This is a genomic window from Amycolatopsis sp. NPDC050768, assembly GCF_040654155.1.
Lineage (GTDB): Bacteria > Actinomycetota > Actinomycetes > Mycobacteriales > Pseudonocardiaceae > Amycolatopsis.
Map to the genome: position 1 here is coordinate 1,348,883 of NZ_JBFAHL010000001.1, position 18,797 is coordinate 1,367,679.

Annotated in this window: 19 protein-coding genes and 2 tRNA genes; 3 read left to right on the top strand and 18 right to left on the bottom strand. The window is 68.1% G+C overall.

Annotated elements, in window-relative coordinates:
- Window positions 1-153 precede the first annotated feature (153 nt).
- Genes AB0H62_RS06860 through AB0H62_RS06900 form a run of 9 tightly spaced genes read right to left on the bottom strand, consistent with a single transcriptional unit; the run spans window position 154 to window position 6,616 of the window.
- Entirely contained in the window at window positions 154-1,119 is a 966-nt protein-coding gene (locus tag AB0H62_RS06860; RefSeq protein ID WP_360584568.1) for a DUF2637 domain-containing protein, read from the bottom strand.
- Entirely contained in the window at window positions 1,116-2,423 is a 1,308-nt protein-coding gene (locus AB0H62_RS06865) for a hypothetical protein (RefSeq protein ID WP_360584570.1), read from the bottom strand. The genes AB0H62_RS06860 and AB0H62_RS06865 overlap by 4 nt, the downstream gene beginning before the upstream one ends.
- The gene (locus tag AB0H62_RS06870) at window positions 2,420-3,169 is read right to left on the bottom strand and encodes a hypothetical protein (RefSeq protein WP_360584572.1); all 750 of its coding nucleotides are present in this window, start codon (window positions 3,167-3,169) and stop codon (window positions 2,420-2,422) included. The genes AB0H62_RS06865 and AB0H62_RS06870 overlap by 4 nt, the downstream gene beginning before the upstream one ends.
- Window positions 3,166-3,375, bottom strand: a complete 210-nt coding sequence (locus AB0H62_RS06875; RefSeq protein ID WP_360584574.1) for a hypothetical protein — start codon at window positions 3,373-3,375, stop codon at window positions 3,166-3,168. The genes AB0H62_RS06870 and AB0H62_RS06875 overlap by 4 nt, the downstream gene beginning before the upstream one ends.
- Window positions 3,372-3,782, bottom strand: a complete 411-nt coding sequence (locus tag AB0H62_RS06880) for a hypothetical protein (RefSeq protein ID WP_360584576.1) — start codon at window positions 3,780-3,782, stop codon at window positions 3,372-3,374. Before AB0H62_RS06880 ends, AB0H62_RS06875 begins: the two co-directional genes overlap by 4 nt.
- A complete protein-coding gene (locus AB0H62_RS06885; protein WP_360584578.1) occupies window positions 3,779-3,937 on the bottom strand; it encodes a hypothetical protein in 159 nt (52 codons plus the stop codon). The genes AB0H62_RS06880 and AB0H62_RS06885 overlap by 4 nt, the downstream gene beginning before the upstream one ends.
- Window positions 3,934-4,317: an SsgA family sporulation/cell division regulator gene (locus AB0H62_RS06890; protein WP_360584580.1), complete on the bottom strand. Its 384-nt coding sequence runs from the start codon at window positions 4,315-4,317 to the stop codon at window positions 3,934-3,936. The genes AB0H62_RS06885 and AB0H62_RS06890 overlap by 4 nt, the downstream gene beginning before the upstream one ends.
- A complete protein-coding gene (locus AB0H62_RS06895; RefSeq protein ID WP_360584582.1) occupies window positions 4,314-6,359 on the bottom strand; it encodes a TraM recognition domain-containing protein in 2,046 nt (681 codons plus the stop codon). Before AB0H62_RS06895 ends, AB0H62_RS06890 begins: the two co-directional genes overlap by 4 nt.
- Complete coding sequence (locus AB0H62_RS06900; RefSeq protein ID WP_360584584.1) at window positions 6,359-6,616, bottom strand: helix-turn-helix domain-containing protein; 258 nt, start codon at window positions 6,614-6,616, stop codon at window positions 6,359-6,361. The genes AB0H62_RS06895 and AB0H62_RS06900 overlap by 1 nt, the downstream gene beginning before the upstream one ends.
- A gap of 296 nt (window positions 6,617-6,912) precedes the next feature.
- Here AB0H62_RS06900 and AB0H62_RS06905 point away from each other — a divergent pair, with 296 nt between their 5' ends.
- Complete coding sequence (locus AB0H62_RS06905) at window positions 6,913-7,755, top strand: winged helix-turn-helix domain-containing protein (protein WP_360584586.1); 843 nt, start codon at window positions 6,913-6,915, stop codon at window positions 7,753-7,755.
- Window positions 7,752-8,420 carry an HAD-IA family hydrolase gene (locus AB0H62_RS06910; protein WP_360584588.1) on the top strand — a complete coding sequence of 223 codons (669 nt, stop codon included), beginning with the start codon at window positions 7,752-7,754 and terminating at the stop codon, window positions 8,418-8,420. Before AB0H62_RS06905 ends, AB0H62_RS06910 begins: the two co-directional genes overlap by 4 nt.
- Window positions 8,421-8,440: 20 nt before the next feature.
- Here AB0H62_RS06910 and AB0H62_RS06915 read toward each other — a convergent pair whose 3' ends face one another.
- From AB0H62_RS06915 to AB0H62_RS06940, 6 genes are all read right to left on the bottom strand, one after another.
- Window positions 8,441-10,540, bottom strand: a complete 2,100-nt coding sequence (locus tag AB0H62_RS06915; protein ID WP_360584590.1) for a tyrosine-type recombinase/integrase — start codon at window positions 10,538-10,540, stop codon at window positions 8,441-8,443.
- 85 nt (window positions 10,541-10,625) lie between these two features.
- Window positions 10,626-10,698, bottom strand: a tRNA-Ala gene (locus AB0H62_RS06920).
- Window positions 10,699-10,733: 35 nt separating this feature from the next.
- Window positions 10,734-10,907, bottom strand: coding sequence for a DLW-39 family protein (locus AB0H62_RS06925; RefSeq protein ID WP_220245417.1), 174 nt, complete (start codon window positions 10,905-10,907; stop codon window positions 10,734-10,736).
- A gap of 283 nt (window positions 10,908-11,190) precedes the next feature.
- Entirely contained in the window at window positions 11,191-11,499 is a 309-nt protein-coding gene (locus AB0H62_RS06930; RefSeq protein ID WP_360584593.1) for a hypothetical protein, read from the bottom strand.
- Window positions 11,500-11,546: 47 nt separating this feature from the next.
- Window positions 11,547-12,359 (bottom strand): trypsin-like peptidase domain-containing protein, encoded by an 813-nt coding sequence (locus AB0H62_RS06935; protein ID WP_360584595.1) that lies wholly within the window; start codon window positions 12,357-12,359, stop codon window positions 11,547-11,549.
- Between the two features lie 11 nt (window positions 12,360-12,370).
- Window positions 12,371-13,837: an alpha/beta fold hydrolase gene (locus AB0H62_RS06940; protein ID WP_360584597.1), complete on the bottom strand. Its 1,467-nt coding sequence runs from the start codon at window positions 13,835-13,837 to the stop codon at window positions 12,371-12,373.
- Between the two features lie 132 nt (window positions 13,838-13,969).
- Between AB0H62_RS06940 and AB0H62_RS06945 the strand changes: the two genes are divergently transcribed.
- Window positions 13,970-15,109: a hypothetical protein gene (locus tag AB0H62_RS06945; protein ID WP_360584599.1), complete on the top strand. Its 1,140-nt coding sequence runs from the start codon at window positions 13,970-13,972 to the stop codon at window positions 15,107-15,109.
- Window positions 15,110-15,340: 231 nt separating this feature from the next.
- Here the strand turns inward: AB0H62_RS06945 and AB0H62_RS06950 are convergent.
- The 3 genes from AB0H62_RS06950 to gyrA all read right to left on the bottom strand — a co-directional run bounded on the left by AB0H62_RS06950 (window position 15,341) and on the right by gyrA (window position 18,787).
- Window positions 15,341-15,414: transfer RNA gene (locus tag AB0H62_RS06950), tRNA-Ile, on the bottom strand.
- A gap of 50 nt (window positions 15,415-15,464) precedes the next feature.
- On the bottom strand, window positions 15,465-16,130 hold the full coding sequence (locus AB0H62_RS06955; protein WP_220245412.1) for a DUF3566 domain-containing protein: 666 nt from the start codon (window positions 16,128-16,130) through the stop codon (window positions 15,465-15,467).
- A gap of 35 nt (window positions 16,131-16,165) precedes the next feature.
- Entirely contained in the window at window positions 16,166-18,787 is a 2,622-nt protein-coding gene (gene gyrA, locus AB0H62_RS06960; protein ID WP_220245411.1) for a DNA gyrase subunit A, read from the bottom strand.
- Window positions 18,788-18,797 lie beyond the last annotated feature (10 nt).

An 18,797-nucleotide genomic window follows, 5' to 3' on the forward strand; every position in this document is an offset into this window, starting at 1 on the left:
CCCGCCAGGGCGCACCGGCCCGACAGATCGTGATGCATAGGTGTGCATCGTTCTTTGGCTTTGTCTTGGTCTTGCTGGGTAAGTGGCTCTTGGTGGTCTTGGTCTGAGTTGGTGGCTTGCTTGGTGGTTCTGCTGTGATGAGTGACTTGGTGATCATGAGTTGGCCTTGGTGTTGCTGAGTTCGGTGATGAGTTGCAGTGGTGCGGGTTGCTCGCGGAGTTCTTGGAGGGCGGTTCCGGCTGTGCCTCGGGAGACATCGGCGATTTCCATGAGGTGATCGACCGTCGGGAGGGCGCCGTGGGTGGCCTGGTACCGGCGCGCCGCCGCGCGCGCCCGGTCCTTCTTCGGTGAGGACGGCACTGAGGCCGGACGCTCCGGCCTGGCGGCCGCCTCGGCGGCCTCAGGCTCAGCCTCGGATTGGACGCCCGCGGGCTGCTCGGCTGTACGTCCACTCGGCACCGTCGACGACGGGGCATTGAACACGCCCGGTTGTACGGAGCCAGGTTGGACGGAGGGCGACTGAACGGCGGGACGCTGAACGCGGTCCGGCTGAACGGCCGGACCGGACGATGCCACCCGATCGGCGACCGCGACCGCGGCACCCGGCGTGGCCTTCGCGCCTGCGTCCGCTACCGCCGTGTCGGCGTCCGTACGACGTTCGGTGGCAAGCATGAACAACAGGTGCGCCACGATCGCCGCTGCCAGCGCCGGCCACGCCCCGACCCCGAAGCGCAGGAGACCGGCCGTCGGGGGCATCGCTTCAACACCAGCCGCTGCGGCAGCCGCGACCGCGCGCGGGTCGACCGGGGCGCCGACGCCACCGGCGAGGAAGCTGGCCTGCGCGAGCCCGGACAGCCCCGCGGCGAGGATCACCACGGCCCACGCATATCGGCGGCCGTTGTCCTGCAGCCGCGACGTCGCCGCGTAAGCGACGATCGCCAGACCGTCGGTGATCAACGGGTAAATCCACGCGATCTCTCCCGGGACGCCGGACGCCACTGCTACCTCGAACAGACCATGCGCCGTCGCCGCCGCCGCGCCCAGCGCTACCAGCAAGCCCGCCACGAACACCGCCAGCGTCGCCGGCGTCGCCTTCTCCGTTGTGCTGTGCGTGCTCATGCGCGCTCCCACCCTTCGGTGCTCTCGCTCGTGTCGTCGGCGTTCCAGCGGGCCAGCCGCTGCGCACGTTCGTTGTCCTCGCCGGTGACCGCGACGCGGTACATCGCGTCGGCCGCATCGTCGACTGCGCGACCGCACTGCTCGACCACCTCGGCCAGCGGCGCAGGCTCGGGCTCGGCGAGCACGTCGTCGATCCGGGCGAGCACGTCGGCGGTGTCGCTGCCGACAGCGTCAGACTGGCTGACGGGTGCCTCGTCGTGGAGCAGGCTCCGAGCGGCCGGGACTTCGGTCTCCCAGAACACCCCGTCGCTGTGGTTGTCGGCGTCGCAGGTCTCGCACTGGCGTGAAGGCAGGTTGCAGCTGAACACGTGGTTACTGATCTGCGTTGCTTCGGCCCACACCGCCCGTGCTCGCTCCGGAGTACCGGCCGGGGCGACGCGAGCGAGGTCGGCGTGCACCGCGGCCCAGTACTCGGCAACCCACGGCTCGGCGCTGAGAACCGGCGGGAAGGTGTCGACGTCCCAGTTGCGCAGTACTCCGGACTGGTTGACCTCCATGGCGTCGGCCATCCCCGTGTAGGGGCGTGCGCCCTCCTCGCCGGAGTCGTAGGCGAACTGTTCCGACTCCTCTTCCTCCGGCGTGAGCACGTCGGGCTCGTAGTCGTCGGACACGGCAAGCACTGGCGTGGGCGGGAGGTTGCGCGCGATCCAGCTACCTTGTGCCGGTTCACGTTCGGGCACGAGCGCGGATGCCGGCGGGTTCCAGCGCCAGTCTGTGTCATCGGAGTCGCTGTCACTGGCCGCCGTCTCGGCGACCGCGGGTGCACTGTCCCTCCAGATCTCGTAGCCGTGCTCGATGGCGTCGGCCAGCACCGCGTCGTGAACGGCTTGCACCCTGGCCTCGTTCTCGCTGAAGCCGCCACTGGTCATGGACGCGAACCCGATCGCGGCTTGCCCGGCCAGCGATCGCTCCGGTCCGACCTGCGCCAGCGCCGCCGCCTCGTCGGTACCTGCTGCGCGAAGCGTGAGGTACCGCGCGATCGCGTCGTCCGCCTGCGCCCGGCCTGCGGCATGCCGGGCGCCAGCGTGCGCGGCGGGGTCGCTGTGGGTCGCGGTGTCGTTCAGCGCCGCATCAAATGCGACCTCGACGGCCGTTCCGCTGTCGACCAGACCGCGGAATCGGGCCAGCACCTGCCCTTCCAGATCGTGCCCCCGTGCCGCCATTGCAGCGGCCCGCTCGTACTGATCGACGCCGTACATCGCCAGGAGCTCGTCGTAGCGACACGCCCTCTCGTAGTTGCTCATCGCCGTGCGCCTCCTCGGCGCTGGCGGGCCGCGGCCTGCGCGGCGGCGAGCTGCTCGTCGGTCGGGACCGGGGCGGGGTTGTCGCGTTCCTCGGCCCACCACACAGCGATCGGGGCGAGGGCTTCGCCCATCGGCACCGTCGGCGCGGGCTGGTGCGCGGTGCGGCCGTCCTGGTGGTTTTCCAGCGAGCAGCCGGCAGCGCTGCCCTTGATCCGGCGCACCACGCCGGGCCGGTAGCGGTCGTGCCAGTCGGCGGCGCGGGCGACGGTGGCGTCGTCGTCGCGGTAGGCGGCGTGCCACGCGCTGGCGAGCCACACGAGTTCCTCGACGATGTCGGGGTGCCACATCCAGCATTCCGGCAGCACTGCGGCGGCGTCGGGGTAGCGCAGGAAGATCGCCCGCAGCCACACGGTGAGGTCGGTGAGCATGGTCTGGGCTTGGTCGAGGTCGCCGGGCAGGTCCAGCCACGACCACGACGGCGTTGCGGCGTCGGTGCCGGCGAGCTGGTCGGCGATCGCGCGGACCGTGCGGGCCAGGGTCGAGACCTTCTCCGGCATCGCCTTGAGCGGCTCTACTGTGGTCCGCAGCTCGCTCACCTGCTCGGCGAACTGCTTGCGCAGGCCCTCGACCTCCTTCGCGAGGCCCCACACCGCGCGCACGGTGCTGTCCGGGCTCGAACCGTTGGTGCCGTTGGGGTTCGCGGGGTTGGCGCCCGCGGGGGTCGGAGTGGTGTTGTCGGTGCTCATCGGGTCACCTCCACGAGGTCGTAGCGGGTGTGCAGCTCGGTCCAGTCGGCGTCGTGGCGCCCGTCGGGGGTGTGCCAGCGTCCGTCCGGGCCGGGGCACCACTGGCGCATCAGGTCATCGCGCAACGTGGGCCGGTCGGCCGGCGCCGGGCTCGTGCCGAGCCCGGCGGCCAGCCACACCCGCGGGATCGCGGTCGTGGTCGTCATCGCGGCTCACCGCCCTCGACGTCACCGACGAGGTAGACGTGCGCCATCCACGAGCGGGCCATCTCCAGGTGTTCGCCGTGCTCGGCCTGGTAGATGCGGGTCCGGGTGGCCTGCACGATGTAGGCGACGGTGTTGAGCACGGCGGAGTCGGGAACCGCGCGTCGGGCCTGCTGCACCGCGCGGGTCAGCCCGAACAGGACCGCCGCCGCGGCCAGGTGCTCCTTCGGGGCAAGGTCGCTGCGCGCGTGGCGCAGGATCGAGGCGTGCAGCTCGATCAACGCGGACTTGGTGCTCGGAGCCTGGGCAAACAGGGTGCTGAGCACCTTCAGGTAGGCATCCAGGTCAGCGCGGAAGGTGGTGAATTCGTCGAGGTCGTCGAACTGTGTGTTGATCGCGAAGAGGATCATCGGGCGGCCTTCTTCCGGGAAGTCACGGTGCGGGCGGCGGCGAGGCGGGCGCGGTGCTGGGCCTCGGCCGCGGGGCTGGTGAGCGCGGCGTGCAGCGCCCACGCCGGCTCGGTCGGGGCCGGGTCGGGCCGGCCGCCGGTCGGAGTGGGGTTCACAACGCCACCCCCGGGAACTCGACCGTGTCCGACCAGTCCAGGTGCTCGGACTCCTGCCCGGGCCGCACGATCCGGTGGGTCGCGGCAATCAGCGCATCGACGTCGTCGCGGCGCAGCACGATCGCGCCGGTCCCCGACGGAGTCGACATGCCCAGCACCACCAGGTCGCCGCGGGCGGTGACCTTCAGGTCCCCGTCGCCGGCGGTGCCGTAGATCAGGGCGTCGGACAGCAGTTCCCGGCTGATCAGCCACTCCAGACCGGGCTGCACCGCGTCGAACCCGAACGTGATCGCGTAGGGCTCGCTCGCGTCGTAGCTGGCCGAGATCGTGGCGTGCCCGTTCTCCAGTAAGGCGGGCAACTGCAGCGTGTACGCGCTCATCGGCCCTCCCCTTCCGGCTCGTCCTCGGCGGTGTGCTCGCTGCCGGGGGTGGTGGAGAACTCGGCGTCCAGCTCGGCATCCAGCCGCGCCAGGGACTCGGCGTCGTCCAGCCGGGTCGCCGTGGCCAGCACCGGACGCCACGCGCTTTCCGTGGTGGTGTCCGTGCCGGGCTTGGTCGTGCGCTCCTGCATCCGCGCCACCCACGGCTCGATGCGGTCGGCCATCGCGTCGACGAATGCACCGAACCGGATCGCCCACACGTCGCGGCGCTCAAGCCACCGCTCGATCAGGGCGGCGTTGCGCTCAGCGCGGACGGCGGCCTTGACGTCGCGGCGCTTCCACGCCATCTGCAGCTTCCCCACCGCCGCGGGCATGCCCCGGCGGATGACCACCGCGTGCATGGCCGGCAGCTGGGAAATCTGCCCGGGCGAGAGCACCGGCACCTTGCGCAGCGAACGGCCGGTGACGTTCCCGTCGGCGTCCTCGGTCTCGACATGCTCGTCGCGATCGGCGGTGAGCAGCGAGTACGCGTTGAGGTCGTCCGGGTCGCGCGAGCCACCCAGAACCAGCACGGTCGCCGAGTTCGTCATGATCGACGCCGCCCCGGTGGTACCCCACCGCTGGATCAGCTGGGCGCGGGACTGGGCTCCGATGTGGATGGTGACGTTGCGGCCACCCATGTCCGCGGTCCACTTGTCCAACGGAATCGGGCAGATCAGTGCGGCCTCGTCCAGTACCAGCGTCAACGCCGGGTCCAGCCGGCCACCGGGCTGCTCCGAGGCGATCCGTCGGGCCTCCCGGGCGATGTGCGCGGTCAACGCCGCCACCAGCGGAGCGGTGTGGCCTTCCTCGGCGCCGAGCATGTAGACGGTGCCGTGCTCGTCGAGCAACTGCGCCACGTCGAAGTTGCCGCCCTCGGCTGCCGCCGACGCGGTCGGGTCGGTCAGCCAGCCCAGTGCAGGCATCACCGTTGTGGTGATCGACGAACGTGTGCGCTCGTTCGTGGTCAGGAACTGGCGCGCGTCCTGCTCGAACGCCGGCTCCGGCGAGCGGCGCAGCAGGCGCAGGACCTCTTCGGTCGAGCCTTCCGGGTCGGCGACCCAGCCGAGCACGTCCCGCATCGTCAGCTCGCCCAGCGCCGCGGCGTGCAGCAGCGCGGCCAACGCCCGCGAGGCCTGCGACACCCAATACTCGCGCTCGGAATCCCCGCCCGCGGCCGGCAACAGGTCACTCGCCCGATGGGTCGCGGTCACCGGCGAGGCACAGCCGGCCAGCGGGTCGAACGTGATCGTCGAGGCGAGCTTGCCCAACCCCGACGGGTTGAACACGTACACCGGACCCCGTCCCCGCCGCACCGCGGCAGTCAGGTCGATCAGGTCCGTGCGGGTCGAGGTCGCGATCACCGCACCCGGCGCGTCCAGGATCCGGCCCGCCAACTCACCCGTCTTGCCAGTACGCGGACCACCCACCCGCAGCGTCACGTCCTCAACCGGCGACCAGATCCACTGCCAACCCACCCGCGCCAGCCGCGTCGCGTACTCCGTCACCGGAGTCCGCAGACGGGCCCACCACGACACCTGCCGCAGGCTCGGCTTCAACGACTTCGCCTTCCGGCGCATCGCGTGCTTCGAAGCGACCCGCCAGATCTGCCACCGCGACGCCACACCATCATTCCGACGCGAACGGCGCGACCACCGGCCGATCAAGCCACGCGAACCACCCCGGCCACGCATGCCCAGGACCACGGCCACCAACAGGACCGGGCCACCGAGGATCAGGCCCCACGGCCACACGCCATAGCCCGGCGTCTCCGCCGGCACCCAACCGAGGAACCACAGCGACAGCCCCACCAGGCCGGCCGCCACCGTCACCGTGCGGGCCGCGTTGCCCTTCATCAGCTCCGCCAAGCCCAGAACGCCCGCGGCCACGCCGACGGTCACCAGCCATGGCCAGATCGCGGCCACCTTGACGTGCCACCCACTCGCCAGCGCGCCCGCACCGATCAGCACCGCCGAAATCAGAAACGCCTTGAACGTCCGCATCAGGCCGCACCCCCGACCGAAGCCGCACGCCAGGCCTCGACCCACTCGGCGACGTCAACGCAGTTGCCGGCATTCGCGGCGAAGTCGAGCAGCTGCTCGACGGCCTTCGCCGGCACGACGTAGCGGCCCTGCCCCGCGCCTCGACGAAGCCGGAGCGCCGGGAACGCGTCGGCGTGAATCAAGCGGTAGAGGTACTCCTGCGACAGGCTGAGAAGCGCTGCAGCCTCGGGCACCGTGTAGGTCGGCACCCCAGCCATGCGCTTCCGCATCGCAGCCTGGAGTGCAATGTCGCGAAGTAGTTCACGAGTCTGACCGCGAGTGGCCGGTACCTCGTGTGTCGTAGTTTGTTCGTGCATCTGGTCTCCAAATGTCCGATGCGAGGCCCGGGCGGGGTGGCACCCCCGCCCGGGTCGCTTTGTCTCTGCTGTCCCAGCCGTTCAAACTTGTCTAGGCTGCCTGGACATGTTTGAAGATACCCAGCATGGCTAGACATGTCAATCGGTTGTCTAGGTTGCCTAGCTTGGATAGGCGCGGAGGCCGTATCCTGGCCGTCATGCAACTCGACCCGGACGACCCTCGACCGCCGTATCAGCAGGTCGCGAACGCGCTTCGCGCGGCGATCTTGACGAAGACGTTCAAACCGGGCGAGAAACTACCTTCCGGCCCAGAGCTGTCACAGCAGTTCGGCGTCGCCCGGATGACAGTGCAAACGGCCATTCGGCTGCTGCGCGACGAAGGTCTGGTCGTGTCCCGGCAGGGCAGCGGTGTCTACGTCCGCGAGCGCACACAGCGGGCGGTGGATCTACGGTCTCACCTTGAGCGTGCCTTCGAGCAGCCCCAGGTGTCTGTCGATTTCGCAGGCTTCTCCGGTGAGACGCTGCACGGCGCCATCACTGAGCCGCTGGACAAGATCCGTGACGGTCGTCTCCGGCCCGACTCGCTATCGATTCGGCTGCTAGTGCCGGACCCGCGACAGCCATGGACTCTGCCGGCGCAGGTCGAAGACCTTGCCGACAGTCCCGCTTTTAGGGCTCGAGCCACCCGGATCATGGAGCGCCACACGCTCGCGATCGTGGACGCGGTAAACGAGCTCGCCGACCTTGGCCTCGTCCCGGACGCTAAAGCGCAGGTGCGAGTCAATCCAGCCGTGCCGCTGTTCAAGCTTTACGTGATCAACGACAACGAGACGTTTTTCGGGTACTACCCCGTTCAGGAACACCAAGTAACGCTCGACGGTGAGCGGACGGCGATTTGGGACCTGATGGGCAAAGATGCGATCTTGTTTCACTACTCAGCGGACGGTGACGAGGACAGCCTCGCGTCGCAGTTCACTCGGCAGTCACGGATGTGGTTCGAGTCCCTGTGGACCACCGTGGGCCGGGATTACCTGCCATGACCGCCGATCAGCTCGCTGCTGCACTGAAGCGAACGTCGAGCGTTCTGCTCGACTTTGACGGACCCGTTTGTTCGGTCTTCAGCACCTTCACCCCGGCTGCCGTTGCTCATGAGCTACGGACTCGTCTCAGGCTCGACGCTGCGCCAGAGACGCAGGAACCATTCGACATTCTCAGTTACGTCGCCCGTCACGAACCGACGAGACTCGTTCGTACAGAGGCCGAACTGGCCCAGCTTGAGAAGACGGCGGTACTTCGAGCCGCGCCTACTCGCGACGCGGATGCAGTACTCCGACGATTCAGCGAGTCCGGCCGGCCGGTGGTTATCGTGAGCAACAACTCCGACGCCGCAGTGCGCGCCTACTTGGAGCTGCACGGTCTTGGACCCCTTGTGTCCGCCGTGTCTTCGAGGGTCGATCCGGACCCCAACTTGCTGAAGCCTCACCCGCATTTGCTCCGCCGCGCGGCGGCTGCGCTGGGCTGCGATGTGGCTGATTGCCTCATGATTGGCGATTCCGCTACTGACATCGAAGCTGCTCAGGCTGCAGGAGCCGTCGCCGTCGGCTACGCAAACAAGGCTGGCAAGCGCGAACGGTTCGAGCAGCTGAGAGCTGACGCGATCATCGAGGCCATGAGCGATTTATTGGTCGTTCGGATGCCTCTGTAGACCGTGCACCACTGTCTAATTCAGACACGAGCCGCGACAGCGACCACTCCCCACGCCTCGGCGCGAGAAACGTCGAGCTGAAGTCGGCGCGCCAGCTCGCCGACCGGACGGCCAGCCTTGAGCGCAAGAACAGCGGCGTCGTACTCACGGTCTCCAGCAACTGCACGAGGATCAATCAACAGCAACCCCTGTTCACCACGAAGCACGTTCCCGGACGAAGGGTCTCCGTGACACAAGGAACGCGACTCGTCGACGACGAGCTGATCGAGGATCGACAGGGCTCGCTCGCGTTCTGTGTCACTCGCCGCCTCGAAGCCCGGCGCTAGGTCGAACGCATCAGCACCGAGGAGGCGCTCGCGCAGCCAGATGGAGATCGGTGGGAACTCCCGAGACTGCAAGGCTCCGGCAAGTGGGCGAAGAACGTCGGCGAGTTCGTCGACCGATGCAGACTGAATGTCTCTCGTCCCCGGCTGCACCTGGTCCATGACCGTCCACGTGCTGACTGCGGACTCAACGACTTGGTAGACAGTCGGCGCCACACCGAGCATCGCGAGCCGTTGCGCTGCGCGTGCCTGGAGGGCACCGGCAGGATCAGGCGTCGATTTCATGATCAGTCGACCGTTGGGTGTTTCGACCGACACGACGAGCCCGTAGCGGGCGGCCAACACCTTCTGTGGTTGAGCCTCGTGGCTGCGGCACAGTTCGGCAAACTCGCCTTCCACAGCAGAAGCCCAAGATTCCCCGCGAGCTGGCCAGCGCGAACATACGGCGCGCGTGACGTCGTGCGGCACCGCTAAGCGCTCGCCATCTGGCAGGACTTCCGGGCGGGCCTGGCTTCGGCTCGGGCGCTTCATTCGACCGCCGATGACGTCAGCCGCTCGCTTGTCGGCTTCGGCGACCCAAGCGGCATACACCCGCAGAGTGGTGTTGCCACCGTCGGCGTGGCCGAGACGGCCGGCCACCGTACGGATGTCAACTCCAGCCAGAATGAGCTCGGTCGCCGAGTAGTGCCGCAGGGCATGCAGGTGGCTGTCGATCCCAAGCGACGAACACATCCGCGAATAGCGGCGACTGAGCCACGATCGGTTATACGGCCGGTCGAACGTCGACGAGGGAGAGAACAAGTACGCATCGTCCGTCGGCGCGACATCGAGGGCGCGCATCCGGCCTTCGTAGTGCACACGCAGGTCGCGGAGGACATCCACCGTCGCGGCGTCGAGTGCAATTCGTCGGGGCTGGTCGGTCTTGGTCTCATGCACGGCCAGGCGCGCCTTATCGAAGTCGACGTCGCGCCAACGAACGCGGGCAAGCTCACCGCGGCGCATCCCCGTGACCATGACCAGCCAAACGAGCGAGCCGTACGCGTCGTCCTTCTCCCACGCGGCCTCAATGATCCGCGCAGCCTGCTCTGACGTCGGCGGCTTCGGGTCAGGCTTGGGCGCTCGCGGCTTCCGGGCGTGCTCGGCCGGATTGCTCTTTACCCACTCCCACCGGATCGCTGCAGCGAACGTGCCGTGGATCATGAAATGCAACTTGAGCACGGTCGCCTTGGCCAGCGGCTGACAAACGTGCGGTTCGCAACGCGTCACGACACAACCGGCCTCGTCGCAGTCGTGCGGTGGGTAACCGGCCGCCGGCGGACGGCCCGGACCACGTTTGTGCTGCACCGTTCGACACTCATGCGGCCCGTCCACCCGGTGCTCGATGCGCGGTTTCCCATCGCAGCGCGTGCGGCAGCGTTGGATGTCGGCGTAGAACTCCTCGAGCATCCGCACTCGGATTTTGGCGAGAGGAACGTCGCCGAACACGGGGTAGAGGTAGTTGCGGGCGTAGCCCTCGTAGGTGTCCCGGGTGTCGTCGACGAGGTCGGCGAGGCGGAGCCAGTCCTGCATCGCGACGCGGAAGAGGCCATTGCTGCGAGCGTGGCGTTCTTCGTTGACCTCTGCGAGGAACCGGGTCCTGATCTTTTCGGCCTCGCGCTCGTCGGTCGTCGACTCCTCAAGGTAGAGGCGCTTACCGGTCACTGGGTCGACGCCGGCGTAGACCCTTACGCGCAGAGAGTTGCCGCGACGCTCGATCTGGCCGCGTTGCCGCGCCCCATTGATCGACTCTTTGACCATGAGTTGATCGTACTTGCACCCACCATAGCTCCCATTGATCAACTATGGAGGCGGGCAATCTAAGAAAACGGCTGGTCAGACTGTGTGGAGCTGAGGGGAATCGAACCCCTGACCCCCGCCTTGCAAAGGCGGTGCTCTACCAATTGAGCTACAGCCCCGGGCGCGGGTGCCCGTGGGTCACCCGCGCGGTGAGTCAGTTGCGGGAAGCGTCCGCGGCCTTGGCCGGGGTGCTGCCGTTCGCGGAGACCGGGCCCGTGGGGGCGGTCGCCTGGCGCCAGAGGTCGGCCTCGGCCTTGGCAGCCTTGTTGCGCTTGACGACGAACAGAACGCCGCCCGCGACGACTGCGAGTGCCAACAGCTTCTTCATCTGAAGCCCCCTTTTCCAGCTTGCTTCCGTACTCCACGATGCTACTGCACGCTCCGAGCGCCGGATCCGGCGGTTCCAGGGCTTGGTTCCACGTGGAACCATCGGCGGCCCGCGTCACAGGCCGAACGGAATACCTCCGGCGGGTGGGCTGTTGAACACCCTGGTCGGTGCGCCCAACGTGTCCCCCGGGCTCACACCTTTGCCTTCGCGGAATACCGTTCGGCTGGAGCCGCGTCGTGCCTTTCGCCGAGAGGCGACCGTGCGCGCGCCGACCGCAGACATGTCAGCCCTGCCGGCCTTCTCTTCCCGGCAGGGCTGACTTGCGTCCGGCGACGCCTTGAGCGCCCGACTCCACCAGGTCCGGCTGCCTGGTCGCGACGCCGTGGGTCACCTCGAACCACTGCCCCAGCCGGTGCCAGGCCCACGCCGGCCGGTCCTCGGTCACGCCATACGCCTCGGCCACGCGCGCCCGCGACGCCCCGGCATCACGCGCGTCTCGCAGCAGCAGCAGCTCACGCTCCTCCTCGCGCCGCGGCCGCCGTTCGACCCAGCGCCCGTCGGCCGGGGTCGCGACGCTGTCCCGCCCAGCCACACGCGCCCGGTGTGGCGCCGGACGCAGTCATCGCCCGGCGCCACACGTCACCGCGCTGGCCGGGGCAGCAGGCAACCGGGCCGGCCGAGGTCGAGCCGGTTGCCGAGGGTGATGCACGTGGTGAGCCAGTACGTCTGCGTGCCGTAGGCGATGCCCTTGTGCACGCTGATGACGCCGTCGCGGTCCATCTCGCACGGGTTGTTGACCGTGCACTGGCCGCCGTCGCGGTTGCTGGTGTTGTTGATGCCGATGACCTCGCCGGTCGCGGTGTCGACGACGGGCGAGCCCGACGACCCCGGCCCGGTCTGGCACGCCGACGTGTAGCGCAGCACGTCTTTCGTCACGTACCCCGTTTCCAACACGCTATAGGTGAGCTGGTCGACGCTGCAGGCGAAGATCTTCTTCAGCCCGCCCGAAACCACGCGGATGTCCGTGCCCGTGCTCGGCCGTTTCGCCGACACCGTGAGCGGCCGCACGTGGAACTTCCGCTCGAGCTGGCGGTAGGACAAGTCCAGCTGGTACAGCGAAATATCGGTGCCGGTCATGGTCACGTACACGGCCTTCACCGCCTGCACGAGACCCACGCCGTTGCCGGCCGCGTCGAGCACCGTCGCGACCCGCTGCGACGGCTTGTCCACCAGCACCTCGTCCGGCACCGGCCCCGGGCCTTCGTAGCAATGGCCGTTGGTCAGCATGAACGCTTTGTCGTCGTCCGCCGACGTCGGCATCCGCACCAGCGACCCCGAGCATCCGTCGACGTTGAGGCTGCCCGCGAAATCCACGGTCGCGGCCCCGGCTTGCGGCGCCGCGAGCACCAGTCCGATGGCCGTCACGACCACCGCCACACCGAGCCTGCGCATCACAGCCCCCTTCACCGGATTCCCGCGCATGAACCGGAAACGGTGTGACCGGTGCGGAAGAAGTCAACCGCCTTGGCCGCACACGGAATCTTGTCCAGCGACCCGTGCTGTCCATCCAGGACAGTCAGCAGCGAGCCACCGACCGCCTTCTGCGTGTCGACCGCCCACGAATACGGCGTTTCCCCTTCATCGATGTGCCCGGACACCTCGAACGCACTGCTCCCCTTCACCGGCTTCCACGGCTGCGCCGGAAACGGCCACCCACCACAGAAAGCGGCGATCTCGAACTTGCCGCCCGTCGCCGGGTACTCGCGCTGATGCGCCTGCACCTCGCCCCACGCCTGCTCGAAATCGCGGCCGCCGGTCCCCTCGTTGCAGAACATCGCGTTGTACTGCACGCTGTTCAGCCCGCGGGGATTCACGTCGAAACCGAAAACCTGGCGCGCGCCGGCCGCCGGGTGCGCCGACGCCGGGACACCGCCGTCGCGAACGGTGGCGAGATCATCCGCCGCGGAATCCCAAATGGACTGCGGCGAAGCGAACTGGCCGGTGGCCCACTGGCGGTCGAGCACCGTGGTGTCGTCGACGACCCGCGGGTGTTGCGCGAGTTGGTCGCGGAGCGCGAAAAGCGCTGCGTGGACAGCATCCGCGGTCGTGCCGAAGTGGTATTCGGCATCGTGCTGGGCCAGCCACGTGACGAACCGGCCGAACCCCTTCTCGGCGACCGCGTCGATCGAACCGTCCATGGCGGACAGGTCCATCACCGGCGGCATCACCGAATCGAGCCACATCCGGTCGACGTGGCTGTCGAACATCGACCGGTACACGGTGCCGATGGCGGTGCCGTAGGAGACGCCGTAGAAGCTGATCTTCGGTGCGCCGAGCGCGGCCCGCAGCGAATCCAGGTCGCGGGCGTTGTTCGTGGTGGTGAGCTGCTTGACGAACGCCGGGTCGATCGCCGTGCACCGCTTGTTGTACTCGGTGTACGCGTCGAAGCCGGCCTTCGCCTTTTCTTTCGCCGACGCCGTCACCGGCACGGCTGGGCCGTCCTGCCACTCACAGTCGATCTTGTCGCTGTAACCCGTGCCCCGCATGTCGAACCCGACCACGTCGTAGTCGGCGGCGAGCGCCCCGAGCCCCATGGTGCTGAACGCCTCGGGATCCTCGATGTTGCCCAGCCCGGGCCCGCCGAGACTGGCCACGAGCACCCCGCGCCGCTTCGCGGGATCCGCCGCCTTCCTCCTGCTCACTGCGATCTTGACCTTGCGCCCCTGCGGCTGCGCGTAATCCATCGGCACCGCCAACATCGCACACTCGGACTTCGTGTCGCCCGGGTCGCTCCAGTTGTTCGCCACCTTCGCGCAGGGCTCCCACTTCAGACCCTCTTCCGCCGCCCCCGCCGGCGCCACCACCCCAGCCCCGACGGCCACGACCGCCACCACAACCGCCGCAACTCTGACTTTCTTCAGTTCGACCATGGCTCACGACGCTAGAAACGCCGTGTCCCCACACCGTGCTCACACTTCGACAGTTCGGTAACGACCCAACCACCCAGTGTCGCCAAACGCGCCACTCACCAGCGCGACCACGTCACCGAGCGAACTCGCTCGTTGGCAGCCGACAACCAGCTGCCCCTGCCCGCGTTGCTGTTGTACGACCAGGTGCCCAACTGTGAACCGGCGGTGGTGGGCACACCTGGCAGTCTTACCGGGACGCATCCGACGTTGAAGGAGACAGCAGGTATGGCCGGCTGGTCGGCGGTCTCAGGCACACACAATTTCGTCGCCCCCGACCGTGCGCGCGCTGACGCGCTGGCCGCAGCGGTGGTGGCGCGCGACTTCGGCGGGTATCGCCGCGGTGGAAGCCGGTGCGACCCGGACATGCTGCACCAGTACCAGGACGGGCCGATCGTGCACACCAACCCAGGCGCACGGCCACCGGTCCCCGATGTGGTCATCACTCCGGCGCCGCCGAAACGCGCGCTGGACCTTGGCCCGGACAGCATCGTCGACGGCGTCATTGATCCGGCCGGACTCGATGACGTCGATTGGGCGCAGCTGACACACGCCCACGGGTCTGCCGAGGACGTCCCGGAGCTGATCCGCGCGCTCGGGCAGAACAGCAGTGAGTGGGACGCAGTTCTTGACGAACTGTTCGGCGACGACCTGCTTCACCAGGGCACCTGCTACTCCGCGACCGCTCCGGCGCTGCCGTTCATCGGTCAACTGGCTGCCGCGGACTCACTACCGGCGGCGCGGCGGCTCGAACTTCACCTGTGGCTGATCACGGCAGCAGACTGCTGGGCGGCCGGCCTCCTCGGCGATGCCGACCGCGCTGCAGCGCAGGGCCGTTTCCCTGCTGCGGCGCCGTGGACACAGGACGTGCATCGCGTCGTCGGCGAGCAGGTGCCTGCCCTACTGGCCCGATGGACCATCGAGCCACCCGCGATCCAATACATACTTGCCTGCCTCGCCGCGCTTTACCCACAAAGTGGTCAGTGCGTCGCGGAGAACACGGCTGCACTGGCAGCGACGTTCGCCGGGAGCCAAATCGGGCAGTACTTGCAGCTTGCCGAGCTACTCCAGCGCACCGACGACAGGCAGGCATTGACAATCGCTCAGCAAATCGCGACCTGGGACGAGTACCTGCGTCCTGTCTGGCTCGATGCCCCCAACGTCACCGCTGCGCTCAAGGCAGCACACGCCCTCGTCAGAGGAGCGACGCGCACCGGCAGCCACCCGACTCGCTGACCTACATCGAGGTTGCCCGCAACTCACCACACAGATAAGGCCACCGCGCCACTTACCCAGGCAGTCAGCTCACCAAGTGGAACTCACCCACTCAACACAAGGTCGCCAGTCAACTCACCCATGCAGGAATGGTCACCGATCGCACCGTGGGGGTCTGGGGGCTCGGCCCTCAGATACAACACCGCCCGGTCACCGTTTGCGTATTCCGCAAACATGACCGGGCTGACTGGGTGGGCCCACCAGGACTTGAACCTGGGACCTCTTCGTTATCAGCGAAGCGCTCTAACCACCTGAGCTATGGGCCCGTCGAACGAAGGGAACATTACAGGACCCCCGGAGGGGCCCTGCAACCGGGTTACTCCCTTTCCGACAGGGTGACTTCGAGGCCGCCGGCCAGGTCGGCAGACACGTTGTAGATGAAGGCGCTCACGGTGGCCAGGGCGGAGACCAGCACGATGTTGATCGCGCCCAGGATGGCGGCGATGCCGAATACGCGGCCGGCGCTGATGAGGGGCTCGGTGGACGCGTTGGCGCCCTCGCCGCCGACCAGGGACGAGTAGGTGCCGTTCAGTTTGTCCCAGACGCCCATGCCGTCGAGGACCGTGTACAGCACGCCGACGGCGACCAGCCACACGAAGAACATGGCGACGCCCAGGACGAGCGACAGCTTCAGCACCGACCAGGGGTCGAAGCGCTTGATCTGCAGCGACGCGCGGCGGGGGCCGCGGCCCGGGCGGCGCAGGGCGCTCGGGGTGGGGCGGGTGCGGCCGGCCGGGGGGACGTCGGCGGCGGCCGGGGGCGCGCCCTCGGCTCCGAAGAGCCGGGGCGCGGCCGTGCCGCTCACGGCGGGGTAGTCGGTCTCGCTCACGCGCGGTCCGTCCTGCTCATGATCCGAGTAGACCACATCCTCGGTGGCGATCCCGGTCGAAACCGTCGCCTCCGAATCGCCGCCGCCGTCCTTGGCGGTGCGCTGCCAGGGTGGGCTCGACGACGTGCCGTCTGCCTTCTCGGATGGTGTCACGAAGAGTCAGTCCTTACCCGTGCGTGGGGCGCCGCTCACTGCTCCGGCGCCGTGCCGTCTTCTTCCGTGCTTTCCTCGGGCGCGGTGGTCACCTCGCCGTCGACGGCGGGGGTCTCCACAGCCTCGTCCACCGAAGCTTCCGAAGTATCCGAAGCGTCTGTGGTCTCCGCGGAGTCCTCGCCACCATTGGCGACGTCCGAACCCTCGTCCGCGTTGCGTGCGACCGCGAGAAGAGTCGTGCCATCCGCCAGATTCATCAGCCGCACGCCCTTGGTCTGGCGACCGGCCTTGCGCACGTCGCGCGCCGGCGTGCGGATGACCCCACCGCTCGAGGTGATGGCGAACAGCTCGTCGTCCCCGTCGACGATGAGTGCACCCACCAGCCTCCCACGTTTCGTGTCGTGCTGAATGGTCAGCACACCCTTGCCGCCGCGGCCCTGCACCGGGTAGTCCTCGATCGGCGTGCGCTTGGCGTACGCGCCGTCGGTCGCGACCAGCAGGAACTTGTCGGGCTTGACCACGCTGATGCCGAGCAGCTCGTCGCCGTCGTTGAACCGCATGCCGAGCACGCCGGACGTCGCGCGGCCCATCGGGCGCAGCGCCTCGTCGGTCGCGTGGAAGCGGATCGACTGGCCGCCGGCCGACACGAGCAGCAGGTCGTCCTCCGCCGCCGCCAGCACGGCGCCCACCAGCTCGTCGCCTTCCCGCAGGTTGACGGCGATGAGGCCGCCCGCGCGGTTGGAGTCGAAGTCGGTGAGCTTCGTCTTCTTCACGAGCCCCTTCTGCGTGGCCAGCACCAGGTACGGCGCCACCTCGTAGTTCGGGATCTCGATGACCTGGGCGATCTGCTCGTCGGGCTGGAACGCCATCAGGTTGGCCACGTGCTGTCCGCGCGCGTTGCGGTTGGCCTCGGGCAGGTCGTACGCCTTCGTGCGGTAGACGCGGCCCTTGTTCGTGAAGAACAGGATCCAGTCGTGCGTGGAGCACACGAAGAAGTGCTGCACGATGTCGTCCTGCTTCAGCGTGGCACCCTGCACGCCCTTGCCGCCGCGCTTCTGCGAGCGGTACAGGTCGGTCTTCGTGCGCTTCGCGTAGCCGGTGCGCGTGATGGTGACCACCACGTCCTCGACCGCGATGAGGTCCTCGACCGACACCTCGCCGTCGAACGGGATGATCTTCGTGCGCCGGTCGTCGCCGTACTTGCCGACGATCTCCATGAGCTCGTCGCGGATGATCGAACGCTGGCGCTCCGGCTTCGCGAGGATGTCCTTGAGGTCCGCGATCTCCAGCTCGATCTCGGCCAACGTGTCGATGATGCGCTGACGCTCCAGAGCGGCCAGCCGGCGCAGCTGCATGTCGAGGATGGCCGTGGCCTGGATCTCGTCGACGTCCAGCAGTTCCATCAGCGCCGGCCGCGCCTCGTCGGCCGAGGGCGAACGCCGGATCAGGGCGATGACCTCGTCGAGCAGATCCAGCGCCTTGACCAGACCGCGCAAGATGTGCGCGCGCTCCTCGGCCTTCTGCAGGCGGAACTTGGTCCGCCGGACGATGACCTCGACCTGGTGCTTCACGTAGTGGCGGATCATCTGGTCGAGCCGCAGCGTGCGCGGCACGTCGTCGACGATCGCCAGCATGTTCACGCCGAAGTTCTGCTGCAGCTGGGTGTGCTTGAACAGGTTGTTCAGCACCACCTTCGCCACGGCGTCGCGCTTGAGCGTGACCACGATCCGCATGCCGGAGCGGCTGTTGGACTCGTCGGCGATGTCGGCGATGCCCGTGAGCTTGCCGTCGCGCACCAGGTGCGCGATGTTCTCGACGAGGTTGTCCGGGTTCACCTGGTACGGCAGCTCGGACACGACGAGCGTGGTGCGCCCCTTCGCGTCCTCCTCCACCTCAACGACCGCACGCATGCGCACGGAACCGCGGCCCGTGCGGTACGCGTCCTCGATCCCGGAGGTGCCGAGGATCATCGCCTTGGTCGGGAAGTCCGGGCCCTTGATGCGCGTGAGCAGCGCGGCCAGCAGCTCGTCGTCGGACGCCTCGTAGTTCTCCAGCGCCCACACGACGCCGTCGGCGACCTCGCGCAGGTTATGCGGCGGGATGTTGGTCGCCATGCCGACCGCGATGCCGGAACTGCCGTTGACCAGCAGGTTCGGGAACCGCGCCGGCAGCACGTTGGGCTCTTGCGTGCGGCCGTCGTAGTTGTCGCGGAAATCGACGGTGTCCTCTTCGATGTCCGCCAGCATCTGCATCGCCAGCGGCGCGAGGCGCGACTCCGTGTACCGCATGGCGGCGGCGGGGTCGTTGCCCGGCGAACCGAAGTTGCCCTGCCCGTCGATGAGCGGGTAGCGCATCGACCACGGCTGGGCCAGGCGCACGAGGGCGTCGTAGATCGCCGAGTCACCGTGCGGGTGGTAGTTGCCCATGACGTCGCCGACGACGCGAGAGCACTTGTTGTACCCGCGGTCCGGCCGGAAACCGGAGTCGAACATCGAGTAGAGCACGCGCCGGTGCACCGGCTTGAGACCGTCGCGCACATCCGGCAGCGCCCGCGCCACGATCACGCTCATGGCGTAGTCGATGTAGGAACGCTGCATCTCCTGCTGGATGTCGACCGGCTCGATGCGGTCGTGTTCCGGCGGCAAGGTTTCCGTCATGGGTTCCTTC

Coding starts and splice junctions, on each gene's coding strand:
- AB0H62_RS06860 (WP_360584568.1), bottom strand. CDS start 1,119: ATGAGCACGCACAGCACAACGGAGAAGGCGACGCCGGCGACGCTGGCG.
- AB0H62_RS06865 (WP_360584570.1), bottom strand. CDS start 2,423: ATGAGCAACTACGAGAGGGCGTGTCGCTACGACGAGCTCCTGGCGATG.
- AB0H62_RS06870 (WP_360584572.1), bottom strand. CDS start 3,169: ATGAGCACCGACAACACCACTCCGACCCCCGCGGGCGCCAACCCCGCG.
- AB0H62_RS06875 (WP_360584574.1), bottom strand. CDS start 3,375: ATGACGACCACGACCGCGATCCCGCGGGTGTGGCTGGCCGCCGGGCTC.
- AB0H62_RS06880 (WP_360584576.1), bottom strand. CDS start 3,782: ATGATCCTCTTCGCGATCAACACACAGTTCGACGACCTCGACGAATTC.
- AB0H62_RS06890 (WP_360584580.1), bottom strand. CDS start 4,317: ATGAGCGCGTACACGCTGCAGTTGCCCGCCTTACTGGAGAACGGGCAC.
- AB0H62_RS06895 (WP_360584582.1), bottom strand. CDS start 6,359: ATGCGGACGTTCAAGGCGTTTCTGATTTCGGCGGTGCTGATCGGTGCG.
- AB0H62_RS06900 (WP_360584584.1), bottom strand. CDS start 6,616: ATGGCTGGGGTGCCGACCTACACGGTGCCCGAGGCTGCAGCGCTTCTC.
- AB0H62_RS06905 (WP_360584586.1), top strand. CDS start 6,913: ATGCAACTCGACCCGGACGACCCTCGACCGCCGTATCAGCAGGTCGCG.
- AB0H62_RS06910 (WP_360584588.1), top strand. CDS start 7,752: ATGACCGCCGATCAGCTCGCTGCTGCACTGAAGCGAACGTCGAGCGTT.
- AB0H62_RS06915 (WP_360584590.1), bottom strand. CDS start 10,540: ATGGTCAAAGAGTCGATCAATGGGGCGCGGCAACGCGGCCAGATCGAG.
- AB0H62_RS06925 (WP_220245417.1), bottom strand. CDS start 10,907: ATGAAGAAGCTGTTGGCACTCGCAGTCGTCGCGGGCGGCGTTCTGTTC.
- AB0H62_RS06935 (WP_360584595.1), bottom strand. CDS start 12,359: ATGCGCAGGCTCGGTGTGGCGGTGGTCGTGACGGCCATCGGACTGGTG.
- AB0H62_RS06940 (WP_360584597.1), bottom strand. CDS start 13,837: ATGGTCGAACTGAAGAAAGTCAGAGTTGCGGCGGTTGTGGTGGCGGTC.
- gyrA (WP_220245411.1), bottom strand. CDS start 18,787: ATGACGGAAACCTTGCCGCCGGAACACGACCGCATCGAGCCGGTCGAC.